General features: G+C 59.4%; 23 protein-coding genes and 1 pseudogene. 18 read left to right on the forward strand and 6 right to left on the reverse strand.

All coding sequences use genetic code 11. The features are described from left to right. Positions 1-178 precede the first annotated feature (178 nt). The 11 genes from AC1DNW_RS17730 (at position 179) to AC1DNW_RS17780 (ending at position 15,213) form a co-directional block, all read left to right on the forward strand. Positions 179-2,185: a putative bifunctional diguanylate cyclase/phosphodiesterase gene (locus AC1DNW_RS17730; protein ID WP_477853876.1), complete on the forward strand. Its 2,007-nt coding sequence runs from the start codon at positions 179-181 to the stop codon at positions 2,183-2,185. Positions 2,186-2,548: 363 nt separating this feature from the next. After that, positions 2,549-3,577: a substrate-binding domain-containing protein gene (locus tag AC1DNW_RS17735; RefSeq protein WP_113312105.1), complete on the forward strand. Its 1,029-nt coding sequence runs from the start codon at positions 2,549-2,551 to the stop codon at positions 3,575-3,577. A gap of 62 nt (positions 3,578-3,639) precedes the next feature. Continuing rightward, the gene (locus tag AC1DNW_RS17740; RefSeq protein WP_477853878.1) at positions 3,640-5,184 is read left to right on the forward strand and encodes a sugar ABC transporter ATP-binding protein; all 1,545 of its coding nucleotides are present in this window, start codon (positions 3,640-3,642) and stop codon (positions 5,182-5,184) included. Between the two features lie 28 nt (positions 5,185-5,212). Then, complete coding sequence (locus tag AC1DNW_RS17745; protein WP_113297279.1) at positions 5,213-6,202, forward strand: ABC transporter permease; 990 nt, start codon at positions 5,213-5,215, stop codon at positions 6,200-6,202. A gap of 1 nt (position 6,203) precedes the next feature. Further along, positions 6,204-7,208 (forward strand): sugar-binding transcriptional regulator, encoded by a 1,005-nt coding sequence (locus AC1DNW_RS17750; RefSeq protein ID WP_477853880.1) that lies wholly within the window; start codon positions 6,204-6,206, stop codon positions 7,206-7,208. Beyond that, entirely contained in the window at positions 7,205-8,200 is a 996-nt protein-coding gene (locus AC1DNW_RS17755; RefSeq protein WP_477853882.1) for an aldo/keto reductase, read from the forward strand. The genes AC1DNW_RS17750 and AC1DNW_RS17755 overlap by 4 nt, the downstream gene beginning before the upstream one ends. A gap of 12 nt (positions 8,201-8,212) precedes the next feature. Then, positions 8,213-9,961: a glycerol-3-phosphate dehydrogenase/oxidase gene (locus AC1DNW_RS17760; RefSeq protein ID WP_477853884.1), complete on the forward strand. Its 1,749-nt coding sequence runs from the start codon at positions 8,213-8,215 to the stop codon at positions 9,959-9,961. Then, complete coding sequence (locus AC1DNW_RS17765; RefSeq protein WP_477853886.1) at positions 9,934-10,776, forward strand: class I fructose-bisphosphate aldolase; 843 nt, start codon at positions 9,934-9,936, stop codon at positions 10,774-10,776. The genes AC1DNW_RS17760 and AC1DNW_RS17765 overlap by 28 nt, the downstream gene beginning before the upstream one ends. A gap of 34 nt (positions 10,777-10,810) precedes the next feature. Then, on the forward strand, positions 10,811-12,340 hold the full coding sequence (locus AC1DNW_RS17770; RefSeq protein WP_477853888.1) for an FGGY-family carbohydrate kinase: 1,530 nt from the start codon (positions 10,811-10,813) through the stop codon (positions 12,338-12,340). Then, positions 12,337-13,956 carry a GMC family oxidoreductase gene (locus AC1DNW_RS17775; RefSeq protein WP_477853889.1) on the forward strand — a complete coding sequence of 540 codons (1,620 nt, stop codon included), beginning with the start codon at positions 12,337-12,339 and terminating at the stop codon, positions 13,954-13,956. Before AC1DNW_RS17770 ends, AC1DNW_RS17775 begins: the two co-directional genes overlap by 4 nt. A gap of 417 nt (positions 13,957-14,373) precedes the next feature. Further along, positions 14,374-15,213: an SH3 domain-containing protein gene (locus AC1DNW_RS17780; protein WP_477853891.1), complete on the forward strand. Its 840-nt coding sequence runs from the start codon at positions 14,374-14,376 to the stop codon at positions 15,211-15,213. Between the two features lie 150 nt (positions 15,214-15,363). Here the strand turns inward: AC1DNW_RS17780 and AC1DNW_RS17785 are convergent, their stop codons facing one another. From AC1DNW_RS17785 to AC1DNW_RS17805, 5 genes are all read right to left on the reverse strand, one after another. Next, the gene (locus tag AC1DNW_RS17785) at positions 15,364-15,867 is read right to left on the reverse strand and encodes a GNAT family N-acetyltransferase (protein ID WP_477853893.1); all 504 of its coding nucleotides are present in this window, start codon (positions 15,865-15,867) and stop codon (positions 15,364-15,366) included. 14 nt (positions 15,868-15,881) lie between these two features. After that, complete coding sequence (locus tag AC1DNW_RS17790; protein ID WP_113312115.1) at positions 15,882-16,760, reverse strand: carbohydrate ABC transporter permease; 879 nt, start codon at positions 16,758-16,760, stop codon at positions 15,882-15,884. 5 nt (positions 16,761-16,765) lie between these two features. Further along, positions 16,766-17,656, reverse strand: a complete 891-nt coding sequence (locus AC1DNW_RS17795) for a carbohydrate ABC transporter permease (protein ID WP_477853895.1) — start codon at positions 17,654-17,656, stop codon at positions 16,766-16,768. Beyond that, positions 17,653-18,747 (reverse strand): ABC transporter ATP-binding protein, encoded by a 1,095-nt coding sequence (locus AC1DNW_RS17800; protein ID WP_113312117.1) that lies wholly within the window; start codon positions 18,745-18,747, stop codon positions 17,653-17,655. The genes AC1DNW_RS17795 and AC1DNW_RS17800 overlap by 4 nt, the downstream gene beginning before the upstream one ends. A 109-nt stretch (positions 18,748-18,856) precedes the next feature. Beyond that, entirely contained in the window at positions 18,857-20,113 is a 1,257-nt protein-coding gene (locus AC1DNW_RS17805) for an ABC transporter substrate-binding protein (protein WP_477853898.1), read from the reverse strand. A 164-nt stretch (positions 20,114-20,277) separates the two neighbouring features. Between AC1DNW_RS17805 and AC1DNW_RS17810 the strand changes: the two genes are divergently transcribed. Beyond that, positions 20,278-21,069, forward strand: coding sequence for a GntR family transcriptional regulator (locus tag AC1DNW_RS17810; RefSeq protein WP_113312119.1), 792 nt, complete (start codon positions 20,278-20,280; stop codon positions 21,067-21,069). On the opposite strand, the gene AC1DNW_RS17815 is transcribed toward AC1DNW_RS17810, so the two are convergent. Then, positions 21,040-21,327 carry a hypothetical protein gene (locus tag AC1DNW_RS17815; RefSeq protein ID WP_477853899.1) on the reverse strand — a complete coding sequence of 96 codons (288 nt, stop codon included), beginning with the start codon at positions 21,325-21,327 and terminating at the stop codon, positions 21,040-21,042. The two genes, AC1DNW_RS17810 and AC1DNW_RS17815, sit on opposite strands and share 30 nt — an antisense overlap. A 36-nt stretch (positions 21,328-21,363) precedes the next feature. Between AC1DNW_RS17815 and AC1DNW_RS17820 the strand changes: the two genes are divergently transcribed. The 6 genes and pseudogenes from AC1DNW_RS17820 to AC1DNW_RS17845 form a co-directional block, all read left to right on the forward strand. After that, positions 21,364-21,678 carry a hypothetical protein gene (locus AC1DNW_RS17820; protein ID WP_477853901.1) on the forward strand — a complete coding sequence of 105 codons (315 nt, stop codon included), beginning with the start codon at positions 21,364-21,366 and terminating at the stop codon, positions 21,676-21,678. A gap of 24 nt (positions 21,679-21,702) precedes the next feature. Then, complete coding sequence (locus AC1DNW_RS17825) at positions 21,703-21,912, forward strand: hypothetical protein (RefSeq protein ID WP_477853903.1); 210 nt, start codon at positions 21,703-21,705, stop codon at positions 21,910-21,912. Further along, entirely contained in the window at positions 21,909-22,712 is an 804-nt protein-coding gene (xth, locus tag AC1DNW_RS17830) for an exodeoxyribonuclease III (RefSeq protein ID WP_477853904.1), read from the forward strand. The genes AC1DNW_RS17825 and xth overlap by 4 nt, the downstream gene beginning before the upstream one ends. Before the next feature lie 432 nt (positions 22,713-23,144). Then, positions 23,145-23,906 carry a carboxy-S-adenosyl-L-methionine synthase CmoA gene (gene cmoA, locus AC1DNW_RS17835; RefSeq protein ID WP_477853906.1) on the forward strand — a complete coding sequence of 254 codons (762 nt, stop codon included), beginning with the start codon at positions 23,145-23,147 and terminating at the stop codon, positions 23,904-23,906. Positions 23,907-23,911: 5 nt separating this feature from the next. Further along, positions 23,912-24,664, forward strand: a complete 753-nt coding sequence (locus tag AC1DNW_RS17840) for a methyltransferase family protein (protein ID WP_477853908.1) — start codon at positions 23,912-23,914, stop codon at positions 24,662-24,664. Further along, positions 24,664-24,899 (forward strand): annotated as a pseudogene (locus AC1DNW_RS17845) (lipid A oxidase); the annotation flags it as partial. The gene AC1DNW_RS17840 and the pseudogene AC1DNW_RS17845, both read left to right, overlap by 1 nt.

Consider the following 24,899-nt stretch of genomic DNA (forward strand, 5'->3'; position numbering starts at 1 on the left):
GCGCCAGCGTGCAAATGCACGTCTTAGCTTTAGAAAATATTAGTGAACCCGAGAGATACTCCGCCGGCTTGGGGATCGTTCGAGCGTTATCGGTTGATGTGGAGTCTGCGTAGGGCTATCCAGCGTCAGCTAGCAGTCTGCGGAGGGCACCTGCTGCAAGAAGTTTGGTGGCAGGGGCATGATGCACGTGTTAGCCGAGACCGCAGCCGCTACCGTGCAGCCGACGCTGTCGCCAGAACAGCTGCGTTGCCTTTATAAGCAGAAGAGCGAGAGCGTCCGAAAGAGCGCTACCCGCAACGGCCTCTGGATAGCGGTCGCTGTTTACCTTGCGTATTCTTTCACGGACTATCTTTTTATTGGCGATGTAGTCCAGTACACGATCGCTGGTCGGTTGGCGGTTAGCGTGAGTGCGCTATGCATGCTGGAATTCTTGCTCTACCGCAAAGCAAGAGCCGATACAGTCGACATAGCCGCGGCGGTGTCCGTGCTAGCAGCTTATTTTGTCTGGCTTCTCACCGCACAGATGACCACGGTCAGGGACGCGTTCTCATATTATATGGTTTTTGGCGCGATCTTCATGATGAGCGTCAACTTGTTCTTCAGTTTCCGGTTTCCGGTTGCTCTTGCGGCCTCCGCAACAAACGTGCTCATCTTCATCGGCGCCCTCTATCTGTTCGCGCCGATGTTGCTTCTCCACAAGCTGATCCTCGCTGCGTTCTGCATTTCTTGCTTTATTTTTACGTCTTACGTGAATCTTCAGCTCAACAGAGAGCGCTACAAAGTCTTCCTAAATGCTCTCGAAGCTAGTTTGCAGCAAGCTGCTGCCGACGAAAGGGGCAAGGCTCTCTTGCACCTCTCAAACACGGACTCGTTGACCGGCCTGGAAAATCGACGGGCAATCGATCAACGTCTGCGTGATCATTGGCAACGCTGGCAGGGCAACAGGGTGCCCTTTGCCGTCCTGCTTATCGATGTAGATTATTTCAAACGCTATAACGACTGCTACGGCCATCAAGAAGGTGACCGGTGCCTTATCGCGGTATCCGAGCTTCTCCAAAGCGTAGCCTCGTCCTGGGACTCGATCATCGGGCGATACGGGGGTGAGGAATTCATCGTCATCACACCAATGTCGTATTCGGAAAGAGCGACCGAACTCGCAGAAGCAATGTGCGCTGCCGTGCGGGCGTTGTCTTGGCCACACGAGCACAGGCGAGACGGAACCACTATTATCACCGTGAGTGTCGGCGTATCTCATACGAGGGGCCAGACCAAGCAGGTCGACAAGGTCATTCATGAAGCTGATCGGGCGCTTTACGCCGCCAAGGCAACGGGTCGCAACACCCTCGTCGTCTTCGATCCTGAAGACCCGCAGAGTAGCGATGACAGTGAGGATATTGCCGCGACCCTGAAGATCGCGCTTGAACACGGCCTTGTCTCCCTCGTCTATCAACCGATCCGCAACGTTCAGACCGGCAAGACGGACGCTGTTGAAGCTTTGATGCGTTTGAACATGTTGGACGGAACGCCCGTATCGCCTGTTAAATTTATCCCGGTTGCGGAAAGGACAGGTTCGATCATTGAACTCGGCCGGTGGGCAATTCGCACTGTTTGCCGAGACCTGTTGGCAACCGACCTCATACAGGTTGCTAGTGTCAACGTTTCGCCGATTGAACTTAAGATGCCGGGTTTCGCTACCTATGTGGCAGCAACACTCGCAGAATTCGGCGTGACGGGCGCTCGGCTTGCTTTCGAAATTACCGAAGGCATGGAGCTTGAAATCGACCAGGATGTGGTTCGCTGCATTAGCGACCTGAGAAAACTAGGCGCTCAAGTCTGGCTCGACGACTTCGGCACGGGCTTCGCGGGGCTCTCGTGGCTTCGCCTCATAGAATTCGACACCGTCAAGATCGATCGATCCTTCCTCCATGACTGCAACACGGAGAGAGGCAAGCGGATGTTGCTCGACATCATCGGCCTGTTGCGCAATCGCGGCGTGAGGATCCTCATTGAAGGGGTCGAGACCATCGAACATCAGCGGCTGATGCAGCAGTACGGAATCAACCAGATCCAGGGATATTTCATTGGACGGCCCGCGCCGGCAGCTCAGCTTGAAGCTGATAACGTGCTGCCATTCAGCATGGTCAGGAACCTTGATTCCAAACGTCTGTTTCGGAATGGGCCATAGGTTCAGATCTCTTTTAAGAGCAGCGATTGCGCGATAGCGGCTCGGTGGTTTTATTCCCGTCAGCGCGATCAAGCTTAATTTTCGAGCGTAAACAGGACTATGGCTCCGGCTTCCGGTTGAAAATCAACCCGACGTCGCAGACACCGACGACCGAACGAGCGGCAGGCGACATGGCCACATTGAGAGCCGCAGCGGTGGCGTGAAATATATTTCACATCATGAATTATATTGACATGCATCTGGCGTTACGATTATCTCCACTCACCGGAATTCGAGGAGGAATTCCGGACTTCATGGGATCACAGGTCGCCCGCTAACGGCGCCAACGGATATCGGGAGGGGCTTCGGCCTCGAGGAGGAATCTTGCGCAATTTTTTAAGCACGACCGCGATGGCGGTCCTTGCATCAACGCTTTTGGCCGGTGCAGCCAGCGCGGAAACGGAAAATCCGTTCCGCTGCAAGCCGGGTGAAAAATACGTGATGAACGTCATGGTTTCGGGTGTAGAATACTGGTTCCCGGTCTATGAAATGTTCAAGCAGGCAGGTCAGCAGCTCGGCTGCGAGACCGCTTATACCGGTACGCCGGAATATGACGTCAACAAGCAGATCGCGACCTTCGACCAGGCGCTTGCCCAGAACCCGGCCGGCATTCTCGTACATCCGATGAATTCGGATCCCTTCATCGAGCCGATCAACCGAGCGATCGACCAGGGCACGGCGGTCGTCACCTTTGCCGCGGACTCGCCGCTCTCCAAGCGCATATCCTTCATCACGTCGGATAATACGCGCGAAGGTACCTATGCGGCCGACGCGATTGCCGAAAAGCTCGGTGGCAAGGGCGAATACGCGGTTCTGGAAAATCCGGGGCAGGATAACCACGACAAGCGCATCGCGGCCTTCATCGCTCGCATGGAGGAAAAATATCCCGACATGAAGCTCGTCGGGCGCGCGGCGTCGAACCAGGATCCGAACAAGGCCTATCAGGGTCTCATGAGCCTGGTGCAGGCGCATCCAAACCTCAACGCCGTGTTCATGCCGGAGGCAAACTCGGCGATCGGGGCTGCACAGGCCAACAAGGAAAGCGGCGGCAAGATTCTCGTCATGTGCGCCGACGTCAATGCCAATATCCTCGACATGATCAAGGCCGGAGAAGTGTTCGGCTCGATCAATCCGAACCAGGGCATGCAGGGCTACATGGGTTTCATGATGCTGTGGCTTGCCAAGCATCCGGAGCTGATCGACCCGATGAACGATGCCAAGCGCTCGGGTTTCAATCCGATGAGCATTCCCTTCGTCGACAACGGCTTGTCCATCGTCACGGCCGCCAATGCCGACGATTTCTACTGGGACAAGTATCTGAAGCGTCGCGGTACGAAGGGTATCGAGGAATAGGGCTGCAAAACGGCTGTCCGGGATCGGGAAATCGCGGACAGCCGATGCAAGGGGAGGATGCGATGATGCCGGCGCCGGTTTTGGAGATACGCAATGTCAGCAAACGCTTCGGTGCGATCAAGGCGCTGACGGATGTGACCTTCAGCCTCGAGAAGGGCGAGGTGCACGCGCTCTGTGGCGAAAACGGCGCGGGCAAGTCGACGCTCATGAATATCATCGCTGGCGTGCTGCAGCCGAACGAAGGGGAAATCCTCGTTGATGGCGCACGCGTGGAGATTGCGTCTCCGGCCTCTGCCCAATCCCTGGGAATAGGCCTTGTCCACCAGGAAATCGCACTTTGCCCGGATGCCACGGTTGCCGAGAACATGTTCATGGCGGCGACGAACCGACGGCGTTCGCCCTTGATGAATTTCGCGAGGCTCGAGGGCGAGGCGCAGGCGGTGATGAACCGTCTTGCTCCCATCGATGTCCGCCGGAAGGTCGGCGAGCTGCCGATCTCGAGCCAGCAGCTGGTCGAGATCGCCAAGGCGCTGACGCTCGACTGCCGCGTCCTCATCTTCGACGAGCCGACTGCCGCGCTGACCGAAGCCGAAGCGCAGGTGCTCTTCGGCATCATCAGGGATTTGAAGGCGCATGGCATATCGATCATTTACATCAGCCATCGCATGGCGGAGATCTTCAGCCTTTGTGATCGCGTCACCGTCTTCCGCGACGGACGCTATGTCTCGACCGAAAAGACATCCGACATAACGGCGGAGGACGTGGTTCGCAGCATGGTCGGGCGCGAGATCACTCAGCTCTATCCGGAAAAGCAGCCCGTGGCAGAGCGAACCCGCGAGGCCATTCTTGCGGTCCGAAATCTTGGCGACGACAGGCGTTTTCGTAACGTCAGCTTCGAATTGCGCAAGGGAGAGATCCTCGGCATCGGCGGTTTGATCGGCTCCGGCCGCACCGAAATCGCGGAGGGTATCTGTGGGTTGCGCCACACAACGCAAGGCGAGGTTATCCTCGCGGGCAGCCCGCTTCGTGTGGCTTCCTATGCAGATGCAGTGCGGGCAGGGGTCGTCTACCTGTCGGAGGATCGCAAGGGGTCCGGTGTGTTCCTCGATCTGTCGATCGCGCAGAACGTTGCCGCCCTCGATCTGAAGGCACTGACCGGACGGTTTGGGCTGTTGAACACGAAAACCGAGGCGGAGCTGGCACAAAACCTTGCACGGCGCCTTGGCATTCGCATGGGCGGCATCGGCATGCCGGTCTCGTCGCTGTCTGGAGGCAATCAGCAGAAGGTCGCCATCGCCAAGCAACTGGCGGTCGATCCGAAGGTCATCCTGATGGACGAACCGACGCGCGGCATCGATGTCGGTGCAAAATCCGAGATTCATCGCCTGCTGCGCGAGCTTGCGCGCTCCGGCATCGGCATCCTGGTCATCACATCGGAACTGCCCGAACTGCTCGGCCTCTGCGACCGGGCCATCGTCATTCGCGACGGTACGGTGGCCGGCGAACTCGAAGGCGAGGCGATGACCGAAGAAGCGATCATGCGGCTCGCATCCGGGGTCGCTGCCCCTCAACACAATCCATCGAAGGCATCAGAACATGCCATCTGAAGAAGAATCGGGGACGGGAGACCTTTCAATGACAGATCACGCATTGGCAATGACGAGGGAGCGTCCCTCCTCATGGAGACGGCTCGCGACGATGCGGGAAGCGGGGCTTATCGCGATCATTCTCGCCCTCTGCGTCCTCATGAGTTTTGCCTCTCCGCATTTTTTGACGCTTGGTAATTTCCGGGCCATGCTGATGTCGTTTTCCGTTGAGGGCATCGTCGTCGTTGGAATGACCATCCTTCTCATCGTCGGCGGTATCGATCTCTCGGTCGGGTCGGTCGTCTGCTTCTCGATGGTCCTGTCCGGATCGCTTTTTCTGATGGGACTGGATCCGTGGAGCGCGTCGCTCGTCGGCATTCTCGCCAGCGCGCTGATCGGCTGCGCCATGGGTTTCTTCGTCACGGTGATCGGGCTCAATCATTTCATCACATCTCTTGCGGCGATGGTCATCGTGCGCGGTGTGTGTCTGATCATCACAAAGGGGACACCGCTTTCGCTGTTCACGCTGCCGCCGTCGTTCAAGGCCGTCGGGCAGGGCACGTTCCATGGCGTCCCTTACGTGATCCTGATCTTCGTCGCGATCGTTGCGGTCTTCGATTTCCTGTTGCGCCGCGCGACGGCCTTCCGCAAGGTCTTCTATACCGGCAGCAATGAGAAGGCGGCGCTCTATTCCGGGATCAAGACCAACCAGGTCAAATTCTGGGTGACCGTCCTCTGCGCAACGCTGTCGGGTGTCGCCGGTGTCATCTACATGTCGCGCTTCGGCGCAGCGACCCCGACCTTCGGCGTCGGAATGGAGCTCAACATCATCGCAGCCGCCGTCATCGGGGGTGCGTCCTTGAGCGGAGGCTCTGGTACGATCCTCGGCGCCATTCTCGGCATTGCCCTTCTGTCGGTGGTGACAAGCTCGCTGATCCTGCTCGACATCTCTGTCTATTGGCAGGACATGATCAAGGGCTGTATCCTTCTCGCCGCCGTTTCCATCGACCATTTCCTGCACAAGCGGAAGGCCGTCTGACATGCCGATTGCAAAACCGAAAGCCGTCTCTGCCCCACGCGAAGAAATCGTCATTGCCCGGCAGATGCATCAGGCCCTCGTCCTGCACTTCCTGGAAGGACTGACCCAGGCGCAGATCGCCGACCGGCTCGGCATTTCACATGCAACCGTCAACCGGCTGATCAAGCGCGGCCGCCAGCTCGGCCTTGTCGAGATCAAGATCAAGTCGCCCGTCGAGCCACTCGTCGATATGGAAGAACAGTTACTGGCGCTCGGCGGCATCGGCCGTGCCGTAGTAGTGCCGACCGTCTCCGACAATCCGCAGACAGCCCTCCAGGCAGTCGGCGAAGCGGCCGCTCGCCTACTGCTCGAGGAAATTGCCGATGGGGATACGATCTGCATCACGGGCGGCAAGGGCGTCAGCGCGGTGGTTGCAGGCCTCCAGCCACAGCACCGCTTGGATGTCGAGGTCATTCCGGCAACGGGCTGTGTCCAGGGCAAGCACTACACCGACGTCAACCACGTTTCGACAATGATGGCGGACCGGTTGGGCGGACGCTCGTTCCAGATCCATGCACCGCTCTTTGCAGACAGCGCCACTGAGCGCGGAATGCTCATCAACATGCGTTCGGTCGCCGACGTCTTCAAACGGGCACGAGAGGCGAAGGTGGCGATCGTCGGCATCGGCTCGATCCTCTCTGATGATTCCAGCTATTACGACCTGCATCCGTCCTCCAGCACCGACCGAGCGGCGATCGAGCGCTCTGGCGCCTCGTGCGAACTGCTCGCGCATCTGCTCGATGATCGGGGCAACGTCTGCGACTACAGCCTCAACCGATCGCTGGTCTCCCTGACCCTTTCCGAGTTCGCCTCCATCCCGACGAAGATCGGCGTGGCAAGCGGGCCGAACAAGGCAGGCCCGATCCTCAGCGTCATGCGCGGCAATCACCTCGATACGCTCGTGACCGACGAGGCGACCGGTGCCCGGGTTATTGCTCTGGCGAATGGCAAGGGAGAGGGTATATGAGCGGGCAGCAATTGATGCGTGACATTGGCGGGTCCGGCGTCGCCGCTTCGGCGGTTGGCCTGGGCACCTGGGCAATCGGCGGCTGGATGTGGGGCGGCACGGACGAAGCGGAATCGATCTCCGCGATCCACGCCTCGCTCGACGCCGGCGTCACGTTGATCGACACGGCACCTGCCTATGGCCTTGGCCGATCGGAGGAGATCGTCGGCAAGGCGCTTGCGGGCCGGCGCGACAAGGCCGTCATCGCCACCAAATGCGGCCTTGTCTGGCATACGAACAAGGGCAGGCATTTCTTCGACCAGGACGGAAAGCCGGTTCACCGCTATCTGGGCCGTGATGCGATCTTCCACGAAATCGAAGAAAGCCTGCGGCGTCTGCGCACCGATTATATCGATCTATACATCACCCATTGGCAGGATCCCACGACCCCCATCGAGGAGACGATGCGGGCGCTGGAAGATCTGAAGGCTTCGGGCAAGATCCGGGCGATCGGCGCCAGCAATGTGGGGACTGATGAACTTCGGGATTACATTTCGGTCGGCGGTCTGGATGCCATCCAGGAGCGGTTCAGCATGATCGACCGGGATATCGAGGCCGATCTGCTGCCCTTGACCCGGGCAAACGGCATCGCGACGTTGAGTTATTCCTCCCTGGCACTCGGCCTTCTGTCTGGTGCAATCGGCCCCGGCCGAGTCTTTTCAGGTGACGACCAGCGACGGGACAATCCGCGCTTTTCAGCCGCCAACCGCGAGAAGACGCTGGCCTTTGCGGACGCCATCCGGCCGGTGGCCGACAGACAAAGCGCAAGCATCGCGCAGACCGTCATCGCCTGGACCCTTGCTCAACCCGGGGTCACTTTCGCGCTTTGCGGTGCGCGAAATGCCGCGCAGGCGCTTGACAACGCTCGAGCCGGAACCATTCGGCTGGATGCGGACGACCAGACAGCCATCGATACAGCCATTTCAGCGATAATGACTGACATGGACAGGTAACGGATCGCCATCATGAATCGTGAAGAGACGTTGGACGGGCTTCGCCGGAGCCCGAAGGTAGACGTGTGTGTCATCGGCGGCGGTATCAACGGCATCAGCGTCTTCCGGGAGCTGGCGCTTCAGGGCGTGCGTGTGCTCCTCGTCGAGAAACACGATTATTGCTCCGGAGCGAGCGCGGCGCTGTCGCGCATGGTACACGGCGGGCTTCGTTATCTTGAAAATGGCGAGTTCAAACTCGTCCAGGAATCTCTGGCCGAGCGAGACAGGTTGTTGCGCAACGCCCCCCACTACGTTGCGCCGCTGCCGACGACCGTTCCCGTCTTCGATATCGTCTCGGGGCTCGGCAATGGTGTCATCCGCTTCCTCGGACTGACGCGCCGTCCAAGCCGGCGCGGCGCCATTGCGATCAAGGCCGGACTCAGCATCTACGATTTTCTGACACGCAGTCGGGCAATAATGCCGCATCACCAGTTCCGTGGACGGCGCAAGACGCTCGCCAACTGGCCGGCGCTCAATCCCGACATCAAGAGTTCGGCAACCTACTACGACGCCTGGGTCAGTCACCCCGAACGTCTCGGCATCGAACTCATCGGCGACGCCCTGTCGTCCGGACCACAGGCGCTGGCGCTGAATTATGCCGAAATCGCTGCCGACGAGAACGGTCGATACGTGGTCCGCGACACGATCGGGGGCACTTCGATAGCGATGGAACCGACGCTGATCATCAACGCAACCGGCGGATGGATCGACATTACCAACAAAACGCTGTTTACGCCGGGGGCACGACCGGCACCCCTGATGGGCGGAACCAAGGGCTCGCATCTCATCATCGACAATGCGAAACTCTACGATGCGCTAGCCGGTCACATGATCTACTACGAAAACGAGGATGGCCGTATCTGCATCCTGTTTCCCTATCTGGGGAAAGTCCTCGTCGGCTCCACCGATATCCGCGTCGAAAACCCGGAAACAGTACGCTGCGAAACCGACGAGCGCGATTACATCCTGCAATCGCTGTCTTTCGTTCTGCCTGATATCGAGATCCGACCGGAAGACATCGGCTTCCAGTTTTCCGGCGTGCGGCCTTTGCCGGCCAGCACCGACAGTTTTACCGGTCGTATCCCGCGCGATCATTTTTGCACGATCGTGGACGCCGGAGACGGCGGGCCGGCGGTGCTGTGCATGATCGGCGGCAAATGGACGACCTTCCGTTCGTTCGGCGAACTCGCTGCCGATCTCGCGCTCGAGCGACTCGACAAAGAGAGAAAGGTTTCGACCACGGACCGGGCGATCGGAGGCGGACGCCGGTTTCCGCTCGATCGTGCGGTCTGGATTGCCGAAATGGCCGCGAAAAAATCAATTCCAGCCATCCGAATGGCTGCGCTCTTTGCCCGTTACGGCACGGAGGCGGAGGCGATCGCCGACTTCATCGTCGCCGCGCCGGACATGGCCATGCCGCACCCCGACTATTCGGCGCGTGAACTGCTTTTCCTCATCCGCAACGAAGCGGTCGAGCGACTGGACGACGTGCTCCTGCGCCGCACGACACTTGCCATAACCGGCAATCTCTCGCTGCACATGATGGATGCGGTTCTCGATCTTCTTGCGACGGAAAAGGCCTGGACCCCGGCGCAACGCACTTTGGAGCGAGACCGGTTTCTGACCCTGCTGCGCGACCGCCATGGCGTTGACGAAAATACCCTTTCCGCGAGGAACGAACAAAGGAGCATGCAATGCGAAACAACAGCAAAGTCCGGATGAACCGGCTATTCGGTGCCGGCCGCTGCCTGGACGTGGCGGTCGATCACGGCGTCTGCAATGAGCCGTCCTTTCTCAGCGGACTGGAAGACATGCAGTCCGTCGTCGAAGCACTCGTCGATGCCGCACCCGACGCGATCCAGATGAACTACGGCCAGGCCGACCTCCTGCAGAATGTTGCCGGCAGGACCAAGCCGGCCCTGGTCATGCGCGTCGATATGGGCAATCCCTACAACCGCGAGCGCCACCGCCACATGTGGGCCGTGCTGCAGAACGAGGCCGAGCCCCTGATCGGTGCCATCGAGATGGATGCCGCCTGCGTCGTCGTCAATCTCTTCATGCTGCCTGACGAACCCGATCTGTTCCGGCAATGCGTCCAGAACATCGCCCGCGTTCGGGCCGATTGCGACAGATACGGCATGCCGCTGATGATAGAACCGCTGGTGATGCAGCCGGTCGACAAGGCCGGCGGCTACATGGTCGACGGCGATGCGGACAAGATCGTCACCCTGACCCGGCTCGCCCGGGAGATGGGCGCCGACATCGTCAAGGCCGATCCGACCACCGATGCCGAAGATTTCCATCGGGTCGTGGAAGCGGCCCGATGCCCGGTTCTTGTGCGCGGCGGCGGCAGGGAGGATCTGCGGGTGGTCTTCGAAAAATCGGCTGCCTTGATGCGACAGGGCGCGATGGGCATGGTCTACGGGCGCAACATCTATCAGCACGCCAATCCAGGCGCAGTAGTGCGCGGATTGATGGCGATCATTCACGACGATGCTGGCGGCGAGGATACTTTCGCGCTTTATCAGCAGGGCTGAAGACGAAGACCAGAAACCTTGGGAGGGGTTCCGCATGGCAAACTATCTACTGGGGCTCGACGCTGGCAACACGGTCATCAAGGCCGTGATCTTCGATCGGCAGGGAAACGAAATCGCCTCCGCCTCGGCGGAGGGGCATAGCCGCATGCCTTGCCCCGGTCACGTCGAACGTGGATTGGACGAACTCTGGGCGAATGCCTGCAAAGTCATCCGTACGTGTATCGAGCAGGCGGCGATAGCGCCTCGCGACATCGTCGCCGTTGGCTGCGCCGGTCACGGAAATGGTCTTTATGCCCTGGACCTCAATGGCGAGCCGCTGCTCGGCATCCAATCGCTGGATACGCGCGCAGCCGCGCTCGTCGAGGAATGGCAGCAGCAAGGCGTCGGCGACCGGACCTACCCGATAGGTCACCAAAGGCCCTGGCCATCGCAGACGCCGACCTTGCTCGCCTGGCTGAAACGGCATCGGCCGGAAGCCTTTTCCAGGCTCGGCACGGTTTTCCTGTGCAAGGATTTCATCGTCAACCGCCTGGCGGGTGTCCGCGTCAGTGACGTGTCGGACATGGCGGGCTGCGGATTGCTCGACGTCGCCAATCGCCGTTACGATCAGGCGCTCATGCAGGCTTACGGCCTTGGCGACTGCATGCCACTCCTGCCGCGGCTGATCGAAAGCTCTGATATTGCGGGCCACGTCACCGATGAGGCCGCAGCGCAGACGGGACTTGCAAGCGGAACTCCGGTGGTCGGCGGCCTGTTCGACGTCGTCGCATCCGCCATTGGCTCCGGCGTCACCCGGACCGGGGCGGCATCGATCATCGCCGGAACCTGGAGCATCAATCAGGTCATCATCGATACGCCGCAGTTGGCGGCACCCGTCTTCATGTCCTCGACCTTCGACCGCGAGCGCTACATGGCAATCGAGTCGAGCGCCACTTCCGCCGCAAACCTCGAATGGCTGGTGCGCGAGTTCTTTGCCGATGTCCTGGCGAACGGGCGCTCTCCCTTTGATCTTTGCGGCGAGCTTGCTGCCAGCATCGAGCCTGCCAGCGATGATCCGCTCTATCATCCCTTCCTTTATGGCGCCCAGCAGAACGGCAATGCCCGCGCTGGCTTCTACGGCGTCGCCGGCTGGCATACGAAGGCGCATCTCGTGCGCGCGGTCCTGGAGGGCGTGGCCTTTGGCCACCGCCAGCATATCGAAACGATGCGAAGCGCCGGCGCCATCTTCAACGAAGCGGTTCTTTCCGGCGGCGGATCGCGCAGCCTGATCTGGCCGCAGATATTCTCCGATGTCCTGGGACTGTCAGTATCGATCGCCCGCTCGCGTGAAACCGGGGCGTTGGGGGCTGCAATTGCGGCCGGAACGGGTGCGGGTATCTTTTCGGACTTCGCTGCCGGTGCCGCATCCATGGTCCGCATGGAGCGCCATTATGTTCCAAATGCGGGACTCGGCGGCCACTATGAGCGGCGCTACGGTCTCTATCTGGATCTGGCCGAAGCGATGGCGCCGATCTGGCGGCGCCTGTCGACGCCACTGATGCCGGCAGCGGGAGCCGTGGTATGACCGAGCCATCCAATCAGGCGGTGATCGATGCTGGCTCCTACGACTTCATCATCGTCGGGGCGGGCTCGGCCGGATGCGTTCTTGCAAATCGCCTCTCGGCAAATCCAGCACACCGCGTCCTGCTCCTGGAGGCGGGCGGCAGCGACCGTTATCACTGGGTGCACATTCCGATCGGGTACCTTTTCTGCATGGGTAATCCTCGGACGGACTGGATGATGAAGACGGCGTCTGAGGCTGGCCTTAACGGTCGTTCACTTCCCTATCCGCGCGGAAAGCTGCTCGGCGGCTGCTCCTCGATCAACGGGATGATCTACATGCGTGGTCAGGCGGCCGACTATGATGGATGGCGGCAGGCGGGCAATGCCGGATGGGGATGGGAGGATGTGCTGCCATACTTCCTCAGGTCCGAGGACAATTATCGCGGAAAGTCCGAGATGCATGGTGCGGGTGGCGAATGGCGCGTGGAGCGCCAGCGTCTGTCCTGGCCGGTGCTCGATGCGTTTCGAGACGCGGCAGAGGAACTCGGCATCCCGAAGACGGATGATTTCAATAGCGGGGATAACGAGGGCTCCGGCTATTTCGAGGTCAATCAGCGTGGCGGATTGCGCTGGAACACCACCAAGGCTTTCCTGCGACCGGCGATGAAGCGGGCCAATCTCAGGGTCCTGACCGGTGCGGAGACTGGCAAGCTCGTGCTCGATGGCTTGAAGGTCACCGGCGTCCAGTTTCGATTGAACGGAAAGATCCATGAAGCGCGTGCTCGCCGCGAAGTCATTCTTTCCGCCGGAGCGATCAATTCGCCGAAGATACTGGAGGTTTCAGGAATCGGCAGGCCCGATGTGTTGCAGGCTGCCGGCATCGAGCTCAGGCACCGCCTGAGCGGTGTCGGACAAAACCTCCAGGACCATCTGCAGATTCGCACTGTCTTTCGCATCGAAGGTGCAAAGACCCTGAACCAGCTCTATCACAACATCTTTGCCCGCGCCGGAATGGGTCTCGAATATGCCATTCGCCGCTCCGGCCCGCTTTCGATGGCGCCGAGCCAGCTCGGTATTTTCGCAAAAAGCGATCCGGCCGTGGCGACCGCCGATCTCGAATACCATGTCCAGCCACTCAGCACCGACAGGCTGGGCGAACCGCTGCACCGCTATCCGGCCGTTACGGTTTCGGTCTGCAATCTGCGCCCGGAGAGCAGGGGCACGGTCCATGTGGCCGGCCCGGATGTATCGGCGGCTCCGGACATAAGGCCCAACTATCTCTCGACGACGGGCGATCGCATCGTCGCCGCGAGCTCTATACGGCATGCCCGCAGGCTGATGCAGGCCGAGGCAATATCGCGGTTTGCCCCCAAGGAGTTGCTGCCGGGTACGGAATTTCAAAGCGACGAAGAACTGATCCGAAGGGCAGGCGACATTGCAACGACAATTTTCCATCCCGTCGGCACCTGCAGGATGGGAAGCGACGAAAGCGCAGTCGTCGATCCTCAGCTGCGTGTACACGGTATTGGCGGGCTGAGGGTCGTGGACGCTTCGATCATGCCGAACATCGTGTCAGGAAACACGAATTCGCCTGTGATCATGATCGCCGAGAAGGCTGCAGACATGATCATCGCGTAAGGACGCGCGACTGCTAAAACGACGAGGCACGTTTGTCTTGTCGGCTGAGTGCATGTGGCGATTGAAGCGCAGGCAGAGCCGGTGCCGCTCGCTCGCGTCAGGCCGTCTTGGGGTCGGTTTGGTGGCTGGACGGGCCCATGCTCTGGCAAACCGCGGCTTCGAGATCAAAGGTGAAGGCGTTGCCGGTACCTCGGCTAGCCCCCGGTTGGAAGGGCCATGCCAAGGAGGTACAAAAATAAAGAAGTCGATGACTGGCGCGTTCAACGTAGGTTCATCGCCACAGATCTATTTTCAGAGAAACAAGCGCATGAACGTCACACCTAAGTGACGGCACACGCTACGTTTTTTCCTGCCGACCGCAATGTGGAGCTGCCCGCTTTGAACCATGATGGTGGCGCGGCCCCAAGGGAGTTGAATGTGAGAGATACCCTTCTCAGAATCTGTGCAACCGGCCTTCTTTTGCTGTTGCCTGCGATAGCCTCTGCCGCCGAAGGCTATTCGACGGCGAACGTCAATATGCGTGCGGGTCCGAGCACGAGCTACCCCGCAGTTGCCGTTATCCCGCTTGGCGAATCTGTCGAGATCCATGGTTGCCTTGCTGACGTGCCATGGTGTGACGTCGAATTCTACGGTGGTCGCGGTTGGGTCGCCGGACGTTATGTTCAGGCGGTGTATCAAAGCCGGCGTGTTTATGTCGGACCCGAATACTATCGCCCGCTCGGAATTCCGACGGTTGTCTTCAGCGTAGGCAATTATTGGGACCGCTATTACCGCAACCGTGATTTTTATCGAGACCGCGACCGGTGGCGTCGCGGCCCGGATTTCTACCGCCCGCAGCCTCGCGACTTCAACCGTTCAGAATTCGATAGGCGGCCCGACTTCGATCGACGACAAGACGCTGACGGACGTCGTGGATTTGATAGAAGCCCTGATCTTGGCCGCACTCCGGACGTTGATCGCCGTACCGGCTTCGATCGCGATCAGCGCCGGCAGTTTGATTTCAATCGCGACCGAGACAACCGCAGGCCCGATGCCAACGGTGACGAAAATCGCCGCCCGCCATTCGATCGCCAGCCGGACTTTCGCCGCGACGGCGATGACAACGGCTACCGTGATCGTCGGGACTTTCAACGTCGGGGAGGCGATAACAGCAACAACGGTGACATCCGTCGCAGAGGCGATAATGACGGCGCGGGGAATGATCGAAGAAGACCGCGCGGCGCGTGTGATCCGGGCGACCCTGACTGCAACAACTGATTACAGGGGCGGCGCGATGCCGCCCTTTTCGTTTGTGGACGAGACTTGAACTCACGCCTCACAACATTCCTCGGCGTGTTGCGGCTCAGCAATCATTGCATTCGTCGTCGCCGACTTTTGCGGCTGTCTCAGTGGCTGTCTCGACCAGATCTAGTGGCCCGATTCCGAAATGCCTCTCGGCTCGGCAAGCGGCAGCATGCCGCGATAGATCCCTGGTTCTGAGCCTTCGATTGGAACTGCCCCGACGCTTCGACGGTAGAACTCCATTGGACCGGCGCCCCCGATTACCCCGTAGGCATAGCCTTGCGCGTACATATCGAGAAACGTGGTCAGCAGCAGAGCGTGGCCAACTCCTTTGCCGCGGGCGGCCGTATCGACGCCGGTCGGCCCGAAGAAACCCTTGGCGGTTGCCTCGTGGCAGGCAAAGCCGATGAGTTCGTCCTTCTGGATTGCGATGAAGCAAGTGGGCGGCCGGCGCATGGTGGCAACCGTCGCTTCCGCGGCCCAGCCGGATCCGAAGCGCGGCTCGATCCAGGCCGTCAGAGCGTTCAACTCCGGCGCAAGGACACGCCGGATGGTGATGCCCTGTTCGGCAATGCGCGCATCGAGTTCAGGATCGGCCTTCAGCTCGTAGAGTTTTACCAGCATGTCCATGGTTTATTCCTTTGTCAGCCTTTGATGGCGCCTGCCGTCAGGCCGGCAACGATACGTCTCTGGAAGATCAATACGATGATGATCAGCGGCAGTGTCACGGTAACCGATGCAGCCATGATCTGACCGAACGGATATTCGTATCGGCTATTGCCGGCGATCAGGCCGATCGCCACCGGCACCGTCCGGTTCTCGTCCGTCAGGGTGAAGGTCAGCGCGAAGAGAAACTCGTTCCACGCCAGAATGAAGGCAAGAATGCCCGTGCTGGCGAGCGAGGGTCCCATCAGCGGCAGCAGGATCTTCATCAGAATTCTAAAATGTGAGCAGCCGTCGATGATCGCAGCCTCTTCCAGCTCCCGCGGAAACTCGCGGATGAAGGTGGTCAGGATCCAGGTCGTGAAGGGTACGGTCGACAGGAGATAGGTGAGGATGAGCGCGCTTGGCCGGTTGAACAGACCCATCCAGTTGATCAGCTCGAACATGCCGGAGAGAACGACGACCTGCGGGAAGATCGAGATCATCAGCACGATCAACAGGATCGTGCGCCGTTGCGGAAAGTCGATGCGCCCCAGCGCATAAGCGGCGCTGAGCCCGATGACGAGTGACAGGAAAGTGGTTGAGACCGCGACATAGGCCGAGTTCAGAAGCGAGCCCATGAAAACAGGATTGTCGATCAGCTGGCGATAGTAGGTGAAGTCGAACGCCGGCATCAGCGCGGATTGGTAGAGCGCCGAACCCTGCTTCGTCGAGGAAACGAAGGCCCAGTAATAGGGAAACAGCGTGTAGAACAGGACGAGCAGAAGAGCCAGGATCTGGAGGCTTCGCACGGCGCGCCGCCGCATCCGGAAGTAGGAGGCAGGCTTGCGGACGGACTTCGGGATGATTGCATCGGCCATGTCGCTCAGGTCCCCGCGGCTCTGTCGAGGCGAAGGACCCCGATGATGATGATGGCGACAAGCGCGACGAGCAGGAAGACCCAGGTCGATGCCGCCGAGCCGATGCCGAGCTCCTGGAAGCTGATCAGCCGGTCGCGTGCGTAAATGGAGACGGTCGTGACGCTTTCGTTGCTTGCCGCCATCACATAGGCAAGGTCGAACATCCTGAGTGCATCGAGGGAGCGGAAGAGGACCGCTACGCCGATTGCCGGGCGCAGCATCGGCAGGGTGATCGACCAGAAGCGCTTCCATGCCGGAATGCCATCGACCTCCGCTGCCTCGAATATTTCCGAGGATATCAGTTGCAGGCCTGCCAGAATGAGCAAAACCATGAACGGGGTTGTCATCCACACGTCGACGAAGATCACGACGCCCATCAGCAGCGATCCGCTCGCCGTCCAGGGAATGCCATGATCGATGAGGCCGAGCCCGATGAGGACCTTGTTGATAACGCCGAACTGGTCGTTCAGCATCCATTCCCAGATCTTCGTCGAGACGACGACGGGGATCGCCCAGGGCACGAGGATGGCGGCGCGCGCCAGCCCGCGGCCCGGAATGGCTTCGTTGACGAGAAGCGCTATCGCGAGGCCGAGAATTGTCTCGATCGCGACCGAGATGACAGTGAAGACCAGCGTGTTCTTAACGGCAATCCACCAGCTGCGGTCGCTGATGACCTCAAGGAAGTTGTCGACCCCGGTCATTGAATAGACGGAGGGATCGTCAAGGTAGGCATCGGTGAAGGCGAAGAAGAAGGTGCGGCCGAGCGGCCAGAGGGCGACGACCAGCATGACGATGATGACCGGCAGCAGAAACAGCCATGCCGCACGATGGTCCCGGCGGGCGAGCCGGGCACTCATTGTCGCGCTCCTTCGATCACGCCAGCCTGGCGATCGAGAATGAGCCGTCTTCCGTCTGCGGCGAAGGCAAAGATCGAGGCATCCTGGAAATTCAGGCCGACCTCCTTACCGATCAGTTCCCTCCGCGGCTCGACATTGACGCGGACGACCCAGATGACGTCGCCGTTGATGCGGCAATAGGCGAAATGCTCGTGGCCGAGGTCCTCGACACGCTCGAGCACGCAGGTCATTCGTCCGTCCCCTGCCGCCACCAGCTGGATCGCTTCCGAACGTATGCCGATTTCGGTGATGGCCGGGCCCTCGGTGTCCGCCTCGATGACGAGGCCGCCCGGTCCAGTCACATTGGCCGATGTTGTCTGCACGGGCAGGAAGTTCATACGGGGACTGCCGATGAAGCCTGCGACAAACCGGTTGTCAGGAGTGTGGTAGAGTTCCTTCGGCGTGCCGACCTGCTCAATGCGTCCGTGATTGAGAACGACGATCCGGTCGGCAAGCGTCATCGCTTCCGATTGGTCATGGGTCACATAGATCATTGTCGTCTTCAGATCGTCGTGGAGCTTGGCGATCTCCATGCGCATCTCCATTCGCAGATCCGAGTCGAGATTGGACAGCGGCTCATCGAAGAGGAAGATTTCGGGCTGGCGCACCAAAGCGCGGCCAATCGCTACGCGCTGGCGCTGTCCGCCGGACAGCTCGCGTGGTCGGCGTTCGAGCAGATGATCGACCTTCAGCATTCGTGCGACCGACCGCACTTTCTCGCTGATAGCGGCTCTGTTCATGCCGAGGGTCTCAAGCGCGAAGCCGATATTGCGCGCAACGTTCATATGCGGATAGAGCGCGTAGGACTGGAAGACGAAGGCTACGCCTCTCTTTGAGGCAGGCACGTCAGTCACGTCGTCGCCGCCGATCCTCACCACGCCCTTCGATGCGGAGATCAGGCCGGCGACGATGCGCAAAAGCGTTGACTTGCCGCAACCGGAGGGACCGACGAAAACGACAAACTCGCCGTCGATGATCTGCAGGTCGACATTCTGGATAACAGCATGCGTACCAAAATTCTTCGAAACGGATTCGAGCGAAACCGATGCCATTTTTCACCTGAGGGTATGAGACGGCAGAGGGCTCGCCACCGTGTTCGGTGGCGAGGCAGTGACGCATTCCGGCCGCGGACCGTTCCCGCCACCGGAAATTAGGAGAGCGTCAGCGGCTTTCCTTCAGTTTCTCGAGCCGACCGGCCAGCGACGTCAGGCTGGACTTGACCTCGGCGCCGCCGGAAAGCATGTCGTGAACCGAGCGGTAAAAAGCCTGCGAAACGCGGTTGTAGCTGGTGCCAGTGTAGCCGGATGGGCGCACGGCGCTGTCGGCAAAGGCCTGCTGGTTGTCCTTGAGGAAGGGTATCTTCGCAAGAACTTCCGGATCGCTGTAGAGCGCCTGGATCGACGGGTTGAGAGCCGCCTTCAACGCACGCATCTTCTGCATATCGGGGCCGGTGATGAAGTTTACAAAATCGGCCGCCACCTCAGGCTTGGCGCTGTATTTATTGACGCCGTAATACATTGGGCCAAGGCATCCGCTCGACTTTTCGCCTTCCTTGCCGATCGGTAGAGGCATCACACCGACCTTGTCGACGACATTGCTCCCTTTTTCATGCGAAGTGCCCCAGACATAGGGCCAATTGCGGTGGAAGACCGCGTTGCCGGATTCGAAGACGGCGCGTGATTGCTCCTCATCATAGTTGAGGACGCCCTCGGGGCTGATCGAGCCGATCCAGCCCTTCGCCTTTTCGAGCGCCTCGGCGGCCTGTGGGCTGTCGATCGTCACCTTTCCGTCGTCAGAAATGATGGTACCGCCACCGTTGGAAGCAACAAGCTCGATCGCGTCGCAGGTCAGGCCTTCATAGCTTTTGGCCTGCCAGGCATAACCCCACATGTCGGGCGAGCCTGCAGCCCTTTCCTTGTCCTGAATTTCCTTGGCGGTGGCAGCCAGCTCGTCCCAGGTCTTGGGCGCCGGCTTGCCGTATTTTTCGAGCAGGTCTTTGCGGTAGAACATGAGCCCGACGTCCATATAGGCAGGCATGGCAACAAGATTGCCGTCGAGCTTGGCCGCATTGAGTGTCGAGGCGAAATGCTTGTCCTGGTCTGTCTGCGGGATCATTGCCTTGAGGTCGAGCAGGTTGCTCTTGAACATGCCGAGCCAGATCACATCGAGGAAAAGGACGTCGACGTCCTTGGATTTGGCGGCGAGCAACTGCTGATAGATCGGGATCGCGTCGTCCAGAAGCGCGGGCATCTTGTTGATCTTGGCCTCGTTGCCCGTCTTTTCCTTCCAGGCATTGGCAACGTTCGTGCAGAGTTCGAATTCAGTCGGCGAGCAAAACACGGAGATGGTTTCTGCATGTGCGCTGCTGCCCCAGAGGGCTGCAGATATCGCCAATGCGGCAAGGCTTTTCTTCAACATTGATTGTTCCCTTCGTTGATAACGCTTCGGCATCACGCGGAGCTCTTTGTCTCCTTGCGTCAATAGGACTGGTTATGACCAGTCATGTCAACATGGACTTTGCGGGCGGTTGCGTCGAAGATGCAAAACGGCAATAGTGCTCCGCACAGGATCGGATTTCGAAGATGCAGCAAGCTCCGGCATCGTTCATCGCGCCACAGGACAGCATCGACCGGAACGACCCTCGCCCCTTGCACAAGCAGGTCTACGAAGCCCTTTTGGCGTCCATCCGCGACGGCAAGCTGCCGTTGCGCGGCAAGCTGCCATCAGAACGGGAACTCGTTGATCTCTACAATGTCAGCCGAATTACCGTGCGCCATGCCGTGCGAGAATTGATCCAACAGGGCGTCATACGCAGCCAGCCGGGAAAAGGACTCTACGTCGCCGAGCGTGGCGGGGGCTTCGAGCTCCAGGTTCTGAAAAGCTTCACCAGCATCGCCGCAGCGAACGGGCGAAGGCCTGGCCATAGGCTGATTGGGGCGAGCATCGTGCATGCGCCTCTCGAGGTGAGCCGACCGCTTTTCCTCGCACCCGGCGCCGAGGTGGTTCTATTGTCGAGGCTTCGTCTTCTCGACGACATACCTGTTGTCGTCCAGACCGATTGGATACCGGTGGCCCGCGTTCCGGGCCTGCTTGATCTCGACTGGGCCATTGCCAACCGGTCGCTCTATGCCGAGCTTCGCGAGCGCTATCGCATTCATCCGAAACGTGGGCAGACAACGCTGAGCGCGCGCCTCGCGACGGATGAGGAGGCTGCGATGCTCGAGCTGCCTCCTCCAGCTGCGGTTCTCACCGTGGACCAGATCGCTTTCGACGATCGCAACCGCCCAGTCAACCTGACGGCGTTGGTTCATCATCCCGCGCGTTATCCGCTGACGCTGCTCCAGTCAGAATCGGGCGATTTTACGCAGTATTGAGCCATTTTGTCCTGCTCCGGTGATTCCATCGGATAGTTCCGCGGCATGCAGTAGCCTGACACGTTCGCCAGAGCCTAGGCGGGCGCCCATCTTCGCGGCATCTTGAATGCCTCCAGCAGGAAGGGCCACCCCGGCGAAGAAGAGCGAAACGGTAAAGCCGATTGCGGCGACACACCCTAGCACGACGGGATCTGTCAAATTCATCCTCGGGCGCCTTTTCTTGTGACGAGCCACCTCAAGGCGGAACTCCTGCGTCATGTGGACATTCCTTGTACATCATAGGAGGCCCATGCCATGCAGATCATCAGTACCAACGTTTCCAAACAGGACGACGGCAAGATTGCGGTTGAATTCTCAGGTGAGGGAGGGGAATCCATCACGGTCCATTTGGCAGCTGCCAATGCGCTCGAAGACGGCGCCGCCGTAATACGGGCGAGAGAAATGATGGTCCAGGTAGCGACGTTCGGCAGCCCGGACGACGTCACCGAGGGAGCGCAGGACGCGTCCGATGCGCTTCTGGGAACCCGCACCGAGGGCCTGGAGGAAACCGCTCCGGCGACGGGATCGTTTTCATCTACAAACGCGGTCGCCGGCCCCGGTGGTATCTAAGTCCCGGCTATGAGCGAGGTATCGATGATCGTCCCGCCAAGCAATCAGCCGGGCAGCCCGGGGCGCAGGGATGAGCTCGACCTGATCGTCGACTACGCGGTGCAGCTTCTTGTCGAGGAAGCTCATCTCGTCGCGCGGACACGCGCCGGTTTTCTAACCGGCATCCTCGACGCCGCAAACGACCGCCTGTCGGAAATCGAAGAGGAAACCGAACTCGAGGACGGCGGCAATTGAAGATCGCCACTTACAACGTCAACGGGGTAAACGGCCGGCTCGACATCCTTTTGCGCTGGCTGGAGGAGACAGCACCAGACGTCGTCTGCCTGCAGGAACTGAAAGCGCCACAGGAAAAGTTTCCGATCAAGGCCATCGAGGCTGCGGGCTACGGTGCCGTCTGGCAGGGACAGAAATCCTGGAACGGCGTCGCGATCCTCACAAAAGGACAGCAGCCTCACCTGACGAGGAAGGGACTGCCCGGAGAGCGCGAAGATCTCCATAGCCGCTACATCGAGGCTATCGTCGACGGCCTCGTCATTGCCGGTCTCTATCTGCCGAACGGCAATCCCTATCCAGGCCCGAAGTTCGATTACAAGCTTCGCTGGTTCAAGCGGCTCCACGCCTACGCTGCCGAACTGCTGGAGCTTGAGGTACCCGTGGTACTCGCGGGCGATTTCAACGTCATGCCAACCGAGATGGACGTCTACAAGCCGGAGCGTTGGACAAACGACGCGCTCTTTCGCATCGAAGTTCGCGAGGCCTTCAAGAACCTCGTCGATCAGGGTTGGACCGACGCCTTACGCAGCCTTCACCCAGACGAGCGCATCTATACGTTCTGGGACTATTTCAGGAATGCCTATGCCCGCGACGCCGGGCTTCGGATTGATCATTTCCTTCTGAGTTCGGAGGCGGCCGAGCGCCTGTCGAAAGCGGAGGTCGACAAGCGCGTGAGGGGTTGGGAACACACGAGCGACCACGCACCGGTCTGGATCGAGCTCACGGACGAACCCGGCAAGGGGAGGAGAAAGAAATCATGATCGATGATACATGGAGATCGCAGGTACGGCCGACGTTGGAAGACTTCGTGGACATGTTCGTCGTTGCGGGGCGAGGCAGTCGGAGGGATTCAACGCGGCTGATAACGAGATGATCCTGGTCGTCGGACGATCCCGACGTACGGACGTATTCCGTAGGGTTGCTTAAGGAATTCGGCTACCGCCTGCTGGAAGCGATCGATCACCGCCTCACGAACGGCGCCTTTGATCCGATCTGGAATATCGCATCTGAAGCCAGCCAGTTTGGTACACCATACCTATCGCTGCCCTTGCGGCAAAATCTGGCACCTGCTCTCCCGCGGCTGAATGCCTTGCCTTCAGCCTATTGTCAGGGTTCTGTGTTACGTTTTTGTGACGCAGGGTGCGCCGGGGGAGAGGCATGCCCATTTTACATTCATTGGTCTTGGAGCGGATATGACAGAACAGTCTAACCGTCTTATATTACATACGAATTCGCGAGACGAGGTTTTCGCCGAAGAACAGAATTCCGTTGCGGATTTCTCGTTTAATTCGACCGTCGCAAATGTCTTCGACGATATGGTCAGCCGATCGGTTCCTTTTTATGGCGAAATGCAGCGAATGGTTTGCGAGCTCGCCAAGGATTTCGCGCAGCCGCAATCGAAGCTCTATGACATCGGGTGCTCCACGGCCACGACCCTTCTGGCGCTGGATCGCGAAGTTGACAGCCACATCGATTTCGTCGGAATCGATAATGCTCCGGAGATGCTGAAGAAAGCTGCCGAAAAGATCGCGGAGTCAGGAACCAATCGCTCCATCGATCTTCAAACAGCCGATCTCCATCGCGGATTCTCGATTGAGAAGGCAAGCGTCGTTACGATGGTATTGACGCTGCAGTTCGTCCGTCCTCTTTTCCGCGAGCGCGTCATTCGGACCATCCATGACGGGCTGAACGATCAGGGGTGCCTGCTCCTCGTCGAAAAGCTGACCAGCGAAGACACGACATTCAATCGCCTTTTCATAGATCACTATTATGACTTTAAGCGGCGAAACGGTTACTCGCAGATCGAGATCTCCAACAAGCGGGAAGCGCTGGAAAACGTCCTGATTCCTTACCGTCTCGACGAAAACATTCAGCTTCTTCACGAGGTCGGCTTCAGGAGCACAGAAATCTTCTTCCGCTGGTATAATTTCTGCGGCATCGTCGCAATCAAGTGAGCGTCATGAAAGTCATCATGCTGAGGATCGGGACGTTCCTCTTCAAGTATCGTAATCAGGCTTTCCCACTGATCATCATTGCCCTCTTTGTCGCTGCACCGCCATCGACCGCGCCGTGGGGAAATCCAGTTTTGGAGCGACCGAAGGATATTGCGGCTCTGCTCATGGTGCTCAGCGGGTTGATTTTACGCACGACCGTCATTGGCTACGCCTACATCAGGCGGGGTGGCTTGAACAAACGCGTCTACGCCGACGACCTTGTTACCGAGGGTATGTTCGGTGTCTGCAGAAATCCGCTCTACGTGGGCAACATGCTGATCTACGTCGGACTGTTTGTGTTCCATGGCAATCCTTTCGTGGTCTCAGCCGGATCCGCTCTCTTCGCTTTTTTCTATCAGTGCATCGTCTACGCGGAAGAAGCTTTCCTGCGCGACAAGTTCGGCGCGGCCTACCTAGACTATTGCAAAGATGTTCCGCGATGGGGATTAAAACTCAGCGCCTTTGCGGAATCGACCAAGGGGATGTCGTTCAACCTGAAGCGGGTCGTCGCGAAGGACTATTCGACAGCGTCGTCAACCCTTATCGCACTGTTGGCAACCGAGTTTTATAGGGTCGCAGTTGGCTCCATCACGGAACAGGAACGAGCCTATGCGATAATGCTCGCTCTCCTCCTCGGGGCTGTCCTTGCTCTCACCGGGTTAGTCAGTTCGCTTAAAAAGCGCGGCGTATTTGATGAACTCAGGACCGAGAGCATCTGATGAGACTTAGATTGCATCGTTCCACCGCGCTTCTGGTGGGCATTGCGTTTTCCGCTCTTGCGTCGGCGGTTGGCACGGCTTCGGCCGAAGATCTGGAATTCTCTATCTACGGCGGTTACCAGACGGCGCCGCACAGCGATGTCGACGTTTCCGACGGCACGTCCTTCAGGGCCGGCTGGGAAGGCAAGTCCTTCGGCAGCCCGCCCTATTACGGCGGCCGCGTCACCTGGTGGCT

It is taken from the genome of Rhizobium sp. 05L429, from assembly GCF_056397645.1.

Coding starts and splice junctions, on each gene's coding strand:
- AC1DNW_RS17730 (WP_477853876.1), top strand. CDS start 179: ATGATGCACGTGTTAGCCGAGACCGCAGCCGCTACCGTGCAGCCGACG.
- AC1DNW_RS17740 (WP_477853878.1), top strand. CDS start 3,640: ATGATGCCGGCGCCGGTTTTGGAGATACGCAATGTCAGCAAACGCTTC.
- AC1DNW_RS17745 (WP_113297279.1), top strand. CDS start 5,213: ATGACAGATCACGCATTGGCAATGACGAGGGAGCGTCCCTCCTCATGG.
- AC1DNW_RS17750 (WP_477853880.1), top strand. CDS start 6,204: ATGCCGATTGCAAAACCGAAAGCCGTCTCTGCCCCACGCGAAGAAATC.
- AC1DNW_RS17755 (WP_477853882.1), top strand. CDS start 7,205: ATGAGCGGGCAGCAATTGATGCGTGACATTGGCGGGTCCGGCGTCGCC.
- AC1DNW_RS17760 (WP_477853884.1), top strand. CDS start 8,213: ATGAATCGTGAAGAGACGTTGGACGGGCTTCGCCGGAGCCCGAAGGTA.
- AC1DNW_RS17765 (WP_477853886.1), top strand. CDS start 9,934: ATGCGAAACAACAGCAAAGTCCGGATGAACCGGCTATTCGGTGCCGGC.
- AC1DNW_RS17770 (WP_477853888.1), top strand. CDS start 10,811: ATGGCAAACTATCTACTGGGGCTCGACGCTGGCAACACGGTCATCAAG.
- AC1DNW_RS17775 (WP_477853889.1), top strand. CDS start 12,337: ATGACCGAGCCATCCAATCAGGCGGTGATCGATGCTGGCTCCTACGAC.
- AC1DNW_RS17785 (WP_477853893.1), bottom strand. CDS start 15,867: ATGGACATGCTGGTAAAACTCTACGAGCTGAAGGCCGATCCTGAACTC.
- AC1DNW_RS17790 (WP_113312115.1), bottom strand. CDS start 16,760: ATGGCCGATGCAATCATCCCGAAGTCCGTCCGCAAGCCTGCCTCCTAC.
- AC1DNW_RS17795 (WP_477853895.1), bottom strand. CDS start 17,656: ATGAGTGCCCGGCTCGCCCGCCGGGACCATCGTGCGGCATGGCTGTTT.
- AC1DNW_RS17800 (WP_113312117.1), bottom strand. CDS start 18,747: ATGGCATCGGTTTCGCTCGAATCCGTTTCGAAGAATTTTGGTACGCAT.
- AC1DNW_RS17805 (WP_477853898.1), bottom strand. CDS start 20,113: ATGTTGAAGAAAAGCCTTGCCGCATTGGCGATATCTGCAGCCCTCTGG.
- AC1DNW_RS17810 (WP_113312119.1), top strand. CDS start 20,278: ATGCAGCAAGCTCCGGCATCGTTCATCGCGCCACAGGACAGCATCGAC.
- AC1DNW_RS17815 (WP_477853899.1), bottom strand. CDS start 21,327: ATGACGCAGGAGTTCCGCCTTGAGGTGGCTCGTCACAAGAAAAGGCGC.
- AC1DNW_RS17820 (WP_477853901.1), top strand. CDS start 21,364: ATGCAGATCATCAGTACCAACGTTTCCAAACAGGACGACGGCAAGATT.
- AC1DNW_RS17825 (WP_477853903.1), top strand. CDS start 21,703: ATGATCGTCCCGCCAAGCAATCAGCCGGGCAGCCCGGGGCGCAGGGAT.
- cmoA (WP_477853906.1), top strand. CDS start 23,145: ATGACAGAACAGTCTAACCGTCTTATATTACATACGAATTCGCGAGAC.
- AC1DNW_RS17840 (WP_477853908.1), top strand. CDS start 23,912: ATGAAAGTCATCATGCTGAGGATCGGGACGTTCCTCTTCAAGTATCGT.